This is a genomic window from Streptomyces sp. MB09-02B (genome assembly GCF_033794485.1).
Classification (GTDB): domain Bacteria; phylum Actinomycetota; class Actinomycetes; order Streptomycetales; family Streptomycetaceae; genus Streptomyces.
The window spans coordinates 16,180-28,924 of the sequence record NZ_JARGEE010000067.1; the positions used below are offsets into that span (position 1 = coordinate 16,180).

A 12,745-nucleotide genomic window follows, 5' to 3' on the forward strand; every position below is an offset into this window, starting at 1 on the left:
AGTGATGACTCCAGGCCAAGTCCACCCCGCCCCCAGCACGGCGTCCTGTAGCGAGACCTTGAGCTCGGATCCGACCGGCGGTGAGCATCCGGCCGCGCCCCTACGTACCTCTTGGCGAGTGCACTCGGGTACGAAGTACGAAAGACGCGAACGGAGATCCGGACGTGATGAGGAAGCTGTCGCGGGGCGGTGTGTTGGCTGCGGGTCTGGCTGTCCTGCCCCTGGTGGCGGCCTGTAGTGGCGGCGGTGGTGACAAGGGCTCGGGCAAGGCGGGTGAGGAGTCCAGTCCGGTTGCCGCGGTCGTCGCGCCGGCCAGGGTCGAGGTGATCGCGGAGCTCACCGGGTGTGAGGTGAAGATCCGTACCGAGGCCGAGGAACTGCGCGAGGGCGTGTGTCAGACCGGCGCGGGGGACTACCTCATCACCACCTTCCCCAAGGACGAGCTGAAGGAGGTCTGGCTGGAGTCGGCCTCGATGTACGGCGGCAAGTACCTCGTCGGCCCCCGCTGGGCCATCTCCGCCAAGCCCGACGTGCTCAAGAAGCTGAAGGCCAAGGTGGGCGGCACGGTCCGGGACCTGAGTCAGCCGAGTGCCTCGTAGTCGCTGAGGTCGTACGCCGCCTCGTCATCGATCGCGTCCACGTCCCAGTCGATGGCGAGCGTGAACGGACGGCCGTCCGACGCGTACGTGCCGTCCACCGTTTCGGCACCCTCCTCGCGGGCCACCTCCGCCTCCCGCAACAGGTCCGCGATGGTGGGTATGTGCTGCGGCGACCGGTCCACCACGTGCCGCCCGCTGTCGTCGAGCCCGACGGCCCGCACGACCTTCCCGTCCCGCACCGTCACCCTGAACGTTCCGATCAACGGCCGCTCACCCTCCGTCGACCTCAACGTGTAGGTGTAGGAGGCCGGTTCCTTCCAGGCGGGCGCCGAGGGCTTCGTCGCCGTCTCTTCCTCCCCGCACCCCGAGACCGCCCACATCAACGCCCCCGCCGTCGCGACGGCGGACAGGGCACGGGGACGGTGTCGTACGGCAGCGGTGGTCGGCATGGCGGGGGCCCCTTCCAGGACGGTCACCACTGGGACGCCGGACGGGGCGACAACGTTCGGCGGATCGGTCGAGTCCCCGGTGCCGAGCCCGGCCGAACCGACACGGTTTCCGGCCGTCGTCGCCGGAAGGCTCCGTCCGGGAGAGCGTCACGGGCAGGATGGCCGTATGACGAAGCCGTCCATGCCATCCGTGCTGTCCGAGCCGTCCGGCCGTTGTTCCTCTTCCTCGGCCTCCCCCTCCGGGTCCGTGCTGTCGTTGTGGTCCAAGGACTCCCTGCTGTCGATCGGGTCCGTCGGGTCGGTGCTCTCCGTGGGGTCCGTCGGGTCGGTCCTGTCGGTCGGTTCGATCGGGAGCGCCCTGTCCGCCGGCTCGATCGGGTCCTCGCTGTCACTGATCTCGACCGGCTCGTGGCTGAGTACGGGGTCCCTGTTCTCCGCGCACTCACGCTGGTCGGTGCTGTCGTGGCGCTCCAACGGCGGCTTCATGGCCGCCGGAGCGGTGGTGGTGGCCGGGGGAGCTCTGTTGCTGGGGCGGCAGCGGCAGAGGGGCTAGGGGACACCTCAACGCGATGAGCCCCGCTTCACGTGTCGTGAAGCGGGGCTCATTCTGTGGAGCGCCGGGCAGGCCTTGCACCTGCATTTCCCCGCAGGAAGCGGGGCGTCTTTCCTTGGACCACCAACGCATCGAGTGCTACCGGGAGTTTGTTTTCCGGTGAGCGGCTCGAGATCAACTATAGCGGATCTTCAGGGTGGTTGCATCCTCGGGCGGGGCCGGTCGGAGCAGGTGCGCCTGCGGGGCGTACTCGACGCGGAGGTACTTGGCGTTCCGTTCGCCGTAGGCCTCGCGGAGGATCGGCTCGGCGGTGTCGGGGTCGTCGACGCCGACTTGGACGAACCCGGTGCCGTCCAGGCCGACCTCGCGCAGGGAGAAGGTGCCGTCCCAGCGGCTCATGTCCTCGCTGACGCGGTCGAGGAGGGTGTTGAGGTCCTTCTCGTTGATGTCGCGGTCGTGGAGGCGTACGGTCACGCCCTTCTCGGCGGCCTCGCAGACGGCCTTGTCGAAGGGTGGGGAGGGAATGCGGTAGACGTCCAGGGAGGTCGAGCCCTCGTCCAGGACCATGCCCGTGTAGATCGATGCGTGGCGGCCGGTGACCAGTCCGTCCACGTAGCCCAGGGTGCGTTCGAGTGGAGTGCCCTCAGCGCCGTCCCTCGCGTGACCGGCGAGGCTGCCCTCCGGCTGGGTGCCGTGGCAGGTCCTCGTCGGGGTCGACACGGCCTCCACGGTCTGGGCGTCGGCCGCCGATCCCGGGATGCCGCCGAGTACGACGACGGAGCCCAGCACAGCTGCGGCGGCTCCGGTGCGGGAACGGGTGCGGGAACGAGAAGGGGTACCCGAGCCGCCCCAGGACGTGGCCCACGTCCAGGTCCGGGCCCACGTCCAGGTCCACCTGCGCTTGTCCGGTTCGCCCATGAGGCCCTCCGCGTTTCGGCTCGTACGACCGCACGATCGGTACTGAGACGCGGGAGCCCGCCTGAACGTTCGATCCGCCCCGTTCGGTCTGCTGGCTTCGACTTCTCCCCGGCCAGGAGTTGACTCGGGCACGAGCCGACCGACGGAGACGAACGAGGAGGGCCGGCCCGTGGGGCGACTGCGCTCGGTGCTGACCAAGCCGGTGGTGATCGCGACGCTGCTGGTGGGGGTCGTGGTGGCCGAGCTGGTCCGGAGCGGGTGAGGCTCCGGACCGGCTCGGGGGCACCGGTTCCGGGTGTCAGTAGCCCACCCGGAAGGTCGCGTCAGCCCGTTCCGTCGCCGTCGAGATCGGGTCGATGCGGAGCAGGTAGCCGCTGTGGCGGATGTAGCGGGTCGGGTTGTTGTACGAGCGGAACGAGGACCACGTCGAGTCGGCGAGGCCGGCGACGCGGGTGAACGTGGCGTCCGCGGCGAACGTCGACGTGCCGTCGTTCACGTCCAGGCGGAGCGCGTAGTTGTAGTGGCGGAGGTAGCGGGTCGGGAAGTTCACCGACTGGAAGGAGACGGCCGAGGAGTCCGCCAGGCCCGGGACCAGCTTCCACTGGGAGTCGGTGAACGGGTCGAAGGGGTATTCGTCGATACGGCCCACGTAGCTGCTGTGGCGGACGTAGCGGGACGGGTAGTTGTACGACTTGAGGCGGTTCCAAGCCGGGGCGCCCCACTTGGCCAGCAGGTTGTTGTACTCCGTCGACGTGATCGGGTGGATGCCGCAGTGCTTGGAGTTGAGCGGCTGGGTGTAGAGCTTCTGGTCGAGGGCCGTCCAGGTGCCGGAGGCGAGGTCGTTGGACTGCCAGACGTAGAAGACGCCGTTGGGAGTGTAGGTGTCTCCCCAGAGGTACCAGGCGTTGGACGTCAGGGACTTGACCACCGTGGGGGCCTCGGTGCCGCCGTGCGCGACAGCCGTGCTGAACGGTGTGAAGCTGCCCGGGGTGAGGGACGTCGACCGTGCGCCGACCAGTTGCTGGTTGCGCTTGTAGTAGAGGTAGTTGACGCCGTTGACGCCGATCGTGAGGTTGCCGTCGATGATGTCGTAGCCGGGGTCGAAGAAGACCTGGGGGTTGGACGACGTGACGAAGTCGGTGGTGTAGCTGACCATGATCACGTTGTGGCCGCTGCTGTTCACCGAGGAGTAGAGGATGCCGTACTGGCCGCGTGAGGCGTCCCAGTAGGCCTCCGGGGCCCAGCTGTGGGTGTTGGTCATGTCATGGAGCTTCAGCCGCCGGTAGCCGGTGAAGGTTCGCAGGTCGGCGGAGTCCCAGACGTGGATGTACGTGCTGTTGTAGTTCCAGTCCGTGCCCTTGAGGTCGGTCGCCAGGACGACGAACGTACCGTCTTGCTTGCGCATCAGGAACGGGTCGCGCAGGCCGCCCGCGCCCTGGGTCGGGGTGACCAGGGGGGCGTTCTGGTTCAGCGGGGTCCAGTTCAGGCCGTCCTGGCTGACGGCCAGGTGCAGGCCGTAGTCGGCCTCCAGCATGGTGGTGGACTCGGTGAAGTAGACCATCGCGTACGCGGAGTCGGCGGCGTGGGCGGTGCCGGCGCCGAGGGTGAGCACGCCCGTCGCGGCGAGCGGCACGGTCGCGGCCGTGCCGAGGAACATGCGGCGGGAGAGGCCGGGTCTGCCGGTCATGTCGCCCGCGTTGTGCACGTCGCTCATGTCGTTCATGTCGCTCATGCCAGGCTCCACTTCTGGTTGTTCTGACCGTTGCAGGACCACAGGACGAGCTTTGTGCCGTTGGTGGTCGCAGCGTTGTAGGCGTCCAGGCAGAGACCGGAGTTGACGTTGACGATCGTGCCGTCGGTGTTCACGTTCCACTGCTGGTTGGTGCCGCCGTGGCAGTCCCAGATGACGACGCGGGTGCCGTTGGAGGTGCCGCGGTTCCAGGCGTCCAGGCACTTGTTGCCATACACGACGAGTTCCTTGCGGGAGGTGTACTGCCAGACCTGGTTCCGGCCGCCGGAGCAGTCCCACAGCTGGGCGTCGGTGCCGTTGGTGATGGTGTTGTCGTTGATGTCGGCACAGCGGCCGGAGCCCGTGCCGGTGATCAGGGTGCCGTTGGTGCCCGGCAGGGGCCGTACGACGATGCCTTCGAGGGTCGGGGCGCCGGAGAACGTGATCGTGTTGGCGCTGCCCTTGGTGAGCGACATCGCGACGGAGATGTTGCCGGGGGAGGAGCCGGTCGGCGGGAAGGAGACCTTGGTGGAGGTCTGGCCGTTGACGGTGAGGGTGCCGACGCGGGCCGCGGACGTGTTGTTGGTGTAGGAGACGTCGACCGTCTTCAGGCCGGTGTTCCCGGCGACCACGCCGGAGAAGCTCGATGTGCCGTTGTACGAGGCGGCCGACTGCTCGGTGCCGCCCTTGACGGTGAGCATGACCGAGGTGCCCGCCGGGACGCTGGTGGTGTAACTCGTGCCGGGTGTACCGACGTTCGTACGGGTCCACAGGTCGCGGACCGTCGCCGCCGCGTTCGTCAGGCCGAGGTCGGACCAGCGGACGGTCATGTTCTGCGTGGTGGAGGTGCGGTTGAGCAGGACGACCGCGCGGTTGCCGCTGCCGGAGAGGACCTTGCCGTACACCTGGAGGCCGGTGGTGTCCTCGGCGACCTTGACGCCCTGGAGGCCGCGGGGGTCCTGGTCGACGGCGATGACCTCGGAGTTCTTGAGGATGTTCGCCGTCTCCGTGGTCATGGTGGAGAGGTCGTTGCCGGCGAGCAGCGGGGCGCCGGAGATCGCCCACAGGTTCATGTGGGTGCGGTCCTGGGCGGGGGTGAGGCCCATGCCGACCATCAGCATGTCGGGGTCGTTGACGTAGCCGGTGTGCTGGGCCGTGGGGTGCAGGTTCCGGTCATGGGCCGTGAGCACATTGCCGTACGTGAAGGTCTGGCCGTGGTAGAAGATGTCCGTGTTCGTCCGCCACATCGGGCCCATGCCCGGCGCCCAGTTCCAGGGGTTGGAGTACCCCCAGTTGCACAGCGAGAGGGCGAGGGGGCGGCCGGTGGTGGCGGTCGCGGTGGCGACGGCGTCGCTGATGGCCTGGTAGGTCGTCTTCGGGTCGAGGCCCTCGGCGTCGCCGCCGCACCAGTCGACCTTCACGAAGTCGAAGCCCCACCGGGAGAACTGCGTCATGTCCCGGACGTAGTGGCCCTCGCTGCCGCTGCCGGGCGCGGCCGGGCGGCCGGTGGGGAAGTAGTAGCCGCAGCCGTCCTTGCCGGCGTCGGTGTAGATGCCCGCCTTCAGGCCCTTGCTGTGGATGTAGTCGGCGATGGCCTTCATGCCGCCGGGCCACTCGGACTCGTCGATGGTGATGTTGCCCGCGCTGTCGCGGGTGCCCTGCCACCAGCCCTCGTCGATGTTGATGTACTCGTAGCCGGCCTCGGGCAGCCCGGCCGCGACGAACGCGTCGACCTGCTGCTTGATCACGTTGTAGTCGACCTTCGCGGCGAAGGCGTTCCAGGAGGCCCAGCCCATCGGGGCCTCGGGGACGGGTATTTGACGATCCGTCACGGCGACGGGGGCGGCGTCGAGCCGGGTGGTGGGTGGGGCGGCTGTCGCCGAGGTGCCGGCGGACGGCTGGGCCAGGAGCAGGGCGGCCGTCGCGGTCGTCGCCAGGGCGAGGGCGCGTACGGCCGCGTTTCTGCAACGGCGTCTGAAACCAGGGGAGTCGGGGAGGGGGGCGGGGTGCATGCGGCTCCTTCGATGGATACCCGGGGGTCGATATCTCGAACAAGGATCGGCTCGCCGAACGTATCGGCTGGCCGAAAGTAGAGCCGGTGGGGACGGAAGTCAACGGGTGTGGCAGAGGTGGTTTTTGAACCGGTCACAAAGTGGTGCGGCGGAGCCCCGGAACGCGGCGACGCCGGGCCCGGAAGGGGCTCGGCGTCGCGCTTCGGCGGTCAGGTCTCATGACGGGAACCCAGACGCGTGGGCGACGGCGAACACCTCCGGGGTCGCGCCCGCTCCGCCGCAGAGCGTTGCTCCGGCGACTGGGCGTCGGGCGTCTGCGCGTTGCTGTCCGTGCGTATCCGTCACACGTGGCCCGCGATGTGGGCCATACCGGGCGATGCCTGAACGGGCTGTCGGCAGTCCGGGGCGGCCGGGGGAGGGGGCTGGCCGTCGAGGGCTCGGCAGAGGGCGGCGTGGAGGTGTTCGGCTTCGGCGAGGGTGAGGGTCAGTTCGGTGTCGGTGGGGTGGTCGCCGGTGTGGGTCAGGCGGAGCGGGACGGTGAGACGGTCGTCGTCGGTGCGTCGTACGGGCTGTCCGGGTGTGCGTTCGACGGTCCAACTCATGGCGCCGCCCCGTTCTTGCGGATCCGCGTGAGGCGGTATGTGCCCCACAACTCCCGCCCGACGCCGCACCCGTCCTGCGCCTTGGCCGTGCCCTTGCAGCCGCCGTCGCACTTACGGGTGTGCTCGAACCACAACCGGTAGGCCCGGAGCATGGGAATCTCGGCGCCCCGGACAGTTGCCCCCATCCGTCCGTCGGCCATCACCGCACCTCCGCCAACTGCCGTGCCTGCGGCGGTGAGAGTTGACAAGTCGACGTACGGCCACGGGTCCGGGACCGCCGGGCGCACTCCCGTTTCCGCTCGCCGGCATCCAGGTAGGGCCGGACCATGACGGTCGATGCGCCGTCGAGGAGGGGGTGCAGGCCGTAGGGGGAGCGGTGGGTCGGGAGGGAGGAGGGTGCGGCGCGGCTCGCCTCGGCCCGTGCGGTGGCGTTCACCGCCGGGCGTGTGGTGCCTCGGCGTTTGCCACTGCCCGGCGCGAGCAAGTCCAGTACGTGGCGCGTCAAGGCGTGGATAATGCCCATCGTCATCAGCTCCTCATTGTCGTGTCTGGTGGCCACACCCCCGGACGGTTGCACCCGTCGCGGGGGTCTTCTTCTGTCTTCTTCGACCGTACCGCAACTTGGTACGTCCTGGTACGTCTCCTCACGTACCTGCTCGACCTATGCTGCACTGAGTCGGCCTCTTACGCTCAAACTTATGATCGAGATCGACCGGGAGAGCATCACCCCGATGTACGTGCAGCTCGCGTCCGTCCTGCGCGAGCGCATCCGACGCGGAGACATTCCGGTCGGCCGCCGCATCCCTTCCTACTACGAGCTGGAACAGCAGACGGGCGGTGCTGTCAGCCGTCGCACCATCAAGTCCGCGATCGAGGCGCTTGCGGCGGAGGGGATTGTCCAGGGGGTCCAGGGCAAGGGCGTGTTCGTGATCGCGAAGCCCGGGGACGGTCCTCCGGCCGCGGGCCGACCCGCGCCCGATTCGTGACGCGGTGGCCCCCGTCCGCACTCCGGAAGCGGATGTCCCCCTCACGGGAGTGCCCGACGAGACGGCCGGGATCAGGGCAGCCCACTCGGGGCCTGCGGCTGCGCGCGGCACTTGGTGAGAAGCGGAGTCGACGTTCGGGCTGGTGCGGGGAGAGCCGACAGGACGCCCGACCGGGGGCCCGGTCGAGCGTCCTGTCGTGGTGGGCGACGCGGCGGTTGCGGCAGGGGCGTTACTCGGTCGCCGTGGGCCTCCTCGACAGCTTGGTCGCGGTGTCCACGTCCGTCAGCGGGCGGAGCCGGTACGAGTACGCGTAGTCGCGGTTGGCGAAGAGTTTGTACTCGTCGTGGGTGTGGGCGCCCCAGCTGTTGTCGCCGCCGACGCCCATCTGGCGGTGGTTGACGCGCAGGACGACGGTGTCGCGGGGGGTGAGGTGGTAGTCGTGGCGGAGGCCCGTGGAGAGGTCCTCCGGGGTGAAGAAGGAGGCGTTGACCTCGATCAGGGCGTCGCCCGAGATGAGCAGGCCCTCGCCGTCGCGGTCGGTCAGGGCGGCCCAGCGGACGTCGGTCTTGTTGCCGTTCTCCTGGGGGCGGATGTAGCCGGACCACTGGTCGGCGACGCTGCCCGAGTAGAGGCCCACGTCGGTGCCGTTGTTGCGGTCCCAGTGGTTCTCCTCGGGGCCGCGGCCGTAGTAGTGCAGCCGGTCGAGGCGGCGGGGGAGGTGGAGGAGCGTGCCCACCTCCGGGATGTACGGGAGGGAGGCCGCGCCCGGGTGCAGGGTGTTGTCGACCTTGATCTCGCCGTTGCCGAAGACCGTGTAGGTGGTGGTGTACGACGACTCGGTCGTCGTCGGCAGGGTGCCGGTCACCTTGATCTCCACCGCTCGGCCGGCGCCCAGCGCCCGCACGGTCACGTCCGTCACCTTGCGGTGGGTGCCCGCGTCCCGCCAGGTCTGGTTGCGGGTGTGCTGCCCGTTGCCGTGGTCGTTGTCGGTGGGGGCCCGCCAGAAGTTCGGGGTCGGACCCGAGGAGAGGAGGCGGGTGCCGCCCGCCTTGTAGGAGGTGAGGGTGCCGCTCTTCCGGTCGACGGTGACGGAGAAGCCGACCCCCCTCACGCCCTTGCCGTTGACCGTGATCTCGTTCGGTCCGTCCTTGAACGTCAGCTTCGGGACGCTCGCCAGGGGGACCGGTGTCACCGCCGGGCTGCCCGCGTCCACGGGGAGTTGCTGCCGGGCCACCTCGAAGCCGGACTTCGCCCAGGGGGTGCGCTCCTTGGTGGTGAAGGAGAGTTCGAGGAAGTACTCGGTGCCGGGTGCGGGGGAGGAGGGGAGGCGGAAGGGGACGGTGATGTCCTTGGTGGAGAGGGGCGCGAGGTCGAGTTGGGCGCGGGTGAGGCGGCCCCGCTGGATCTCCTTGCCGTCCGCCACGAGGGTCCAACTGCCGTCGAACTCACGGAGGTTGGTGAAGAGGTACTCGTTGGCGAGGGTGATCTTCTTCGAGGTCAGGGCGTCGGACGCGGCGCCGGTGGCCGGGGTCGCGTGGATCGCCTGGTAGATGCGCTTGACCTCGGCCGCCTTGCCGGTGTGGCCCCGGTCGGCCTTGACGATGCCGTCCGCGACGAAGGCCCCGTCGTTGGGGTTGTCGCCCCAGTCACCGCCGTACGCGAAGAACGAACGCTCCTTCGCGAAGCCCTCCCGCTTCCGCTCGCCCACCTTCACCGTCGCCGCGTCGAACCAGAACCGCACGCCCTCGTCCCCGGGCCCACGCCCCCCGGACGCCAGCTCGGCCCCACTCAGGGCGCGCGCGTACACACCGGCCCGCCGGATCGTGCCGCTGAACTCCCGCGTCGGGTTGTCCGTGTCGGTGCCGAGGGCGAGCGGCGCGGTGTTCACGCTCGGGCGGCGGGTGGTGGTGCGGGTGGCCTTCACCTCGCCGTCGACGTAGAGGGTGAGGGACCCGGCCTCGGCGTCGAAGACACCGGCGACATGGTGTTCGCGGCCGGTCCAGCCGTCGGCCGGGAGGTTCCAGCTGACGCTGACCCACTGGCCGCCGCCGTAGATGAAGAACTCGACGCTGTTGTCGGTCTGCTTCAGCGCGTAGTGCGTGTCGCCTTTGGCGACGAGCGGCTGGTGGCCGCCGGTGACGTGCGGGGTGACCCACGCCTCCAGGGTCAGCGAGCCGGTGAGGTCGAGGGCGGGGTCGCGGGTGAAGCCCGTGGCGCCGGACAGCCCCTTGCTGCGGCTGAACGTTCCTGCGGCGGTGAGGAGTTGGCCCTTCAGCGCGCTCGGACCGGCGTCCGTGAACACCCTCAGCTTAGGGACCGGCCAGGTCAGTGACTGGTCGACGAAGTCCCAGATCCAGCCGCCCTGGAGGACCGGGTAGCGCCGGATGAGGTCCCAGTACTTCTTGAAGTTGCCGGTCGAGTTCCCCATGGAGTGCGAGTACTCGATCATCACGTACGGCCGGGTGTCGGAGGTGTCCTTCGCCCGCTGCTCGACCCGCTGCGGGCTGTCGTACATCTCCGAGCGGATCTGGCTGATCGTCGGCCGGTCGTCGCCCTCGTACTGGATGACACGGGTCTTGTCGTACGACTCGATCCAGTCGCGCATGGCGACGAAGGTGGAGCCGCCGCCCGCCTCGTTGCCGAGGGACCAGATGACGACGGAGGCGTGGTTCTTGTCGCGGTGGACCATGGCCCGGGCGCGGGCCACGCAGGCGGTCGTCCACTCGGCGTTGTTTCCGGGGTAGCGGTCCCGGATGCCGTGCGTCTCGAGGTTCGTCTCGTCGACGAGGTAGAGGCCGTACTCGTCCGCCAGCTCGTACCAGAGCGGGTTGTTGGGGTAGTGCGAGGTGCGGACGGTGTTGATGTTGAGCCGCTTGATGATGCGCATGTCCTGGACCATGTCGGCGCGGGTGAGCGCCATGCCCCGGTCGGGGTGCATCTCGTGGCGGTTGGTGCCCCGGAAGGAGACCGGCTGCCCGTTGATCCGCATCAGCCCGTCCTTGAGCGCGAACTCGCGCAGGCCGACGCGGTGGGAGAGGGTCTCGACGACCTTGCCGCGCGGGTCGCGCAGCCGCAGGACGGCCGTGTAGAGGGTGGGGTGTTCGGCGGACCACAGCTCGGGCGAGGGGACGGACTTCTTCGCCTGGACGGTCACGTCCTCGCCGGTCGTGGAGGCGCCGACGGCGACGGACTGCACGAGGGGTCGTGACCACACGGCGTGGCCCTGGGCGTCGTAGAGCTGCGTCTCGACGGAGTACGTCCCCCCGTGCCCGGCCGCGTACGCGCGCACGCTGGCGGTGACGGACAGTTCGGCGGACCTGTAGCCGTCGCCGAGCGGGGTGTCCAGCTTGAAGTCGCGCAGGTGCACGGCGGGCGTGGAGTACAGGTAGACCGAGCGGAAGATGCCGCTCAGCCGGATCATGTCCTGGTCCTCCAGCCAGTCGCCGTCCGAGTAGCGGTAGACCTCGACGGCTATCTGGTTGGTGCCCGGCTTCAGGTGTTCGGTGATGTCGTACTCGGCCGGGTCGTACGAGTCCTCGTGGTAGCCGACGAGTTTGCCGTTGATCCACACGTAGTGGGCCGACTTGACGCCCTCGAAGTGGAGGAAGGTGCGGCGGTCGCCGGCCGTCCAGTCCTTGGGGAGGCGGAAGGTGCGCCGGTACTGGCCGACAGGGTTGTAGCGGGTCGGCGCGGTCGGCGGCTGGGCCTCCTCGCCGAGGCCGTTGGGGCCCCACCACGGATAGGTGATGTTGATGTAGATGGGGAAGTCGTAGCCGTGCAGCTGCCAGTTGGAGGGGACCGGGATCGTGTCCCAGTCGCTGTCGTCGACGTCCGTCTTGTAGAAGTCCTCGTCCCGGTCGCCCGGCCGGTCCACGTACGCGAACTTCCACTTCCCGTCGAGGCTCAGCCGGTACGGGGAGCGGGTGCGGTCGGCGGCGAGGGCCTGTCTGACGTCGGCGTACGGCATCAGGGTGGTGTGCGGCGGTTCCGCGCCGACCTGGAAGAGCGCCATGTTGCCGGACCACTCGGGGGTCCCGGGGGCCTCCGGCCCGGTGCGGGGCGCGGCATACGCGGCGCCGCCGGAGAGGGTCAGGGCGCCGAGGAGCGCGGCGCCGCCCTCCAGCAGGCGACGGCGGCTGACGACGGGGCGGACTGCGGGGGTGCCGGTGGGCGCTTGCGGGTGCGGGTGGTGCATTGCCGGGGCCTTCCTCGCGGTGACAGGGGGGTGCACGTACGGAGAGACGTGTGGGACGAGGAGCGTCGGTTGCTGTCTGATGTTGTTGAAAAACCGCGCCCACCCTAGGACTTCGAACAGAACCGAATCAATGACTCTGTCGGACTTTGTGCGGTCGTGGGTGCCCCGCCCTGGTGTCGCCCGTCCGCCGACCGCCCCGCCGCATACGGTGCCCCCATGGTGGCGGGAGTGGCGTGGGCGTTGTGCGCGGCGGTGTGCATGGGAACGGCGACCGTGCTCCAGGCGCTGGGCGCGCGGCGGGTGGCGGCCGCCCGGGGTGCCCGGGGCGCGCGGGACGACGGGGGCGCCCGGGACGACGGGGGTGCGCGCGACCGGGGGCGGACCGTGGTGGAGGTGCTGCGCGGCTGGCCCTTCCTCGCGGGTGCGGGACTGGACACGCTCGGCTTCGCGGCGCAGGTGGTGGCGTTGCGGCTGGCGCCGGTGTTCCTGGTGGAGGCGGCGGTGGCCGCGTCGTTGGCGGTCACGGCGGTGGCGGGCACGGTCGTCCTGGGGCTGCGGCCGCGGCGGGCCGAGTGGGCCGCCGTGGCCGTCGTCTGTCTGGGGCTGGCGACGCTGGCGGTGTCCGCCGGGCGCGCGGGCGACGGGGACGGTGGCACCGCGCTGCGGGTGGCGGTGCTGGTCGCGGCGGTGCTGGTGGTGGCG

General features: G+C 69.6%; 11 protein-coding genes and 1 pseudogene. 4 read left to right on the forward strand and 8 right to left on the reverse strand.

Annotated features, from left to right (window positions below; genetic code table 11):
* Positions 1-164: 164 nt before the first annotated feature.
* Positions 165-599 (forward strand): hypothetical protein, encoded by a 435-nt coding sequence (locus tag P1P70_RS12705; protein ID WP_319236924.1) that lies wholly within the window; start codon positions 165-167, stop codon positions 597-599.
* Here P1P70_RS12705 and P1P70_RS12710 read toward each other — a convergent pair.
* Positions 581-1,048 (reverse strand): DUF6174 domain-containing protein, encoded by a 468-nt coding sequence (locus P1P70_RS12710; protein WP_319236925.1) that lies wholly within the window; start codon positions 1,046-1,048, stop codon positions 581-583. The genes P1P70_RS12705 and P1P70_RS12710 overlap by 19 nt on opposite strands.
* A 181-nt stretch (positions 1,049-1,229) precedes the next feature.
* On the opposite strand from P1P70_RS12710, the gene P1P70_RS12715 reads away from it, so the two are divergent.
* Positions 1,230-1,601 carry a hypothetical protein gene (locus tag P1P70_RS12715; RefSeq protein ID WP_413471460.1) on the forward strand — a complete coding sequence of 124 codons (372 nt, stop codon included), beginning with the start codon at positions 1,230-1,232 and terminating at the stop codon, positions 1,599-1,601.
* A gap of 174 nt (positions 1,602-1,775) precedes the next feature.
* Here P1P70_RS12715 and P1P70_RS12720 read toward each other — a convergent pair whose 3' ends face one another.
* From P1P70_RS12720 to P1P70_RS12745, 6 genes are all read right to left on the reverse strand, one after another.
* The gene (locus P1P70_RS12720) at positions 1,776-2,519 is read right to left on the reverse strand and encodes a hypothetical protein (RefSeq protein ID WP_319236926.1); all 744 of its coding nucleotides are present in this window, start codon (positions 2,517-2,519) and stop codon (positions 1,776-1,778) included.
* A gap of 298 nt (positions 2,520-2,817) precedes the next feature.
* Positions 2,818-4,206 carry a glycoside hydrolase family 43 protein gene (locus P1P70_RS12725; RefSeq protein WP_319236935.1) on the reverse strand — a complete coding sequence of 463 codons (1,389 nt, stop codon included), beginning with the start codon at positions 4,204-4,206 and terminating at the stop codon, positions 2,818-2,820.
* A 41-nt stretch (positions 4,207-4,247) separates the two neighbouring features.
* Complete coding sequence (locus P1P70_RS12730) at positions 4,248-6,260, reverse strand: ricin-type beta-trefoil lectin domain protein (protein ID WP_319236927.1); 2,013 nt, start codon at positions 6,258-6,260, stop codon at positions 4,248-4,250.
* Between the two features lie 341 nt (positions 6,261-6,601).
* Positions 6,602-6,862: a hypothetical protein gene (locus P1P70_RS12735; RefSeq protein WP_319236928.1), complete on the reverse strand. Its 261-nt coding sequence runs from the start codon at positions 6,860-6,862 to the stop codon at positions 6,602-6,604.
* Positions 6,859-7,062 (reverse strand): hypothetical protein, encoded by a 204-nt coding sequence (locus tag P1P70_RS12740; RefSeq protein ID WP_319236929.1) that lies wholly within the window; start codon positions 7,060-7,062, stop codon positions 6,859-6,861. The genes P1P70_RS12735 and P1P70_RS12740 overlap by 4 nt, the downstream gene beginning before the upstream one ends.
* Positions 7,062-7,391 (reverse strand): hypothetical protein, encoded by a 330-nt coding sequence (locus P1P70_RS12745; protein ID WP_319236930.1) that lies wholly within the window; start codon positions 7,389-7,391, stop codon positions 7,062-7,064. Before P1P70_RS12745 ends, P1P70_RS12740 begins: the two co-directional genes overlap by 1 nt.
* A gap of 169 nt (positions 7,392-7,560) precedes the next feature.
* Here P1P70_RS12745 and P1P70_RS12750 point away from each other — a divergent pair, with 169 nt between their 5' ends.
* Complete coding sequence (locus P1P70_RS12750) at positions 7,561-7,848, forward strand: GntR family transcriptional regulator (protein ID WP_319236931.1); 288 nt, start codon at positions 7,561-7,563, stop codon at positions 7,846-7,848.
* A gap of 229 nt (positions 7,849-8,077) precedes the next feature.
* Here the strand turns inward: P1P70_RS12750 and P1P70_RS12755 are convergent, their stop codons facing one another.
* The gene (locus P1P70_RS12755) at positions 8,078-12,043 is read right to left on the reverse strand and encodes a glycoside hydrolase family 2 TIM barrel-domain containing protein (protein WP_319236932.1); all 3,966 of its coding nucleotides are present in this window, start codon (positions 12,041-12,043) and stop codon (positions 8,078-8,080) included.
* Positions 12,044-12,259: 216 nt separating this feature from the next.
* Between P1P70_RS12755 and P1P70_RS12760 the strand changes: the two are divergent.
* Positions 12,260-12,745: pseudogene (locus P1P70_RS12760) on the forward strand (hypothetical protein); the annotation flags it as partial.

Excerpts from the sequence above, each read along its gene's own strand:
- P1P70_RS12710 (WP_319236925.1), bottom strand. The coding sequence starts at position 1,048 with ATGCCGACCACCGCTGCCGTACGACACCGTCCCCGTGCCCTGTCCGCC.
- P1P70_RS12715 (WP_413471460.1), top strand. The coding sequence starts at position 1,230 with ATGCCATCCGTGCTGTCCGAGCCGTCCGGCCGTTGTTCCTCTTCCTCG.
- P1P70_RS12720 (WP_319236926.1), bottom strand. The coding sequence starts at position 2,519 with ATGGGCGAACCGGACAAGCGCAGGTGGACCTGGACGTGGGCCCGGACC.
- P1P70_RS12725 (WP_319236935.1), bottom strand. The coding sequence starts at position 4,206 with ATGACCGGCAGACCCGGCCTCTCCCGCCGCATGTTCCTCGGCACGGCC.
- P1P70_RS12730 (WP_319236927.1), bottom strand. The coding sequence starts at position 6,260 with ATGCACCCCGCCCCCCTCCCCGACTCCCCTGGTTTCAGACGCCGTTGC.
- P1P70_RS12735 (WP_319236928.1), bottom strand. The coding sequence starts at position 6,862 with ATGAGTTGGACCGTCGAACGCACACCCGGACAGCCCGTACGACGCACC.
- P1P70_RS12740 (WP_319236929.1), bottom strand. The coding sequence starts at position 7,062 with ATGGCCGACGGACGGATGGGGGCAACTGTCCGGGGCGCCGAGATTCCC.
- P1P70_RS12745 (WP_319236930.1), bottom strand. The coding sequence starts at position 7,391 with ATGACGATGGGCATTATCCACGCCTTGACGCGCCACGTACTGGACTTG.
- P1P70_RS12750 (WP_319236931.1), top strand. The coding sequence starts at position 7,561 with ATGATCGAGATCGACCGGGAGAGCATCACCCCGATGTACGTGCAGCTC.
- P1P70_RS12755 (WP_319236932.1), bottom strand. The coding sequence starts at position 12,043 with ATGCACCACCCGCACCCGCAAGCGCCCACCGGCACCCCCGCAGTCCGC.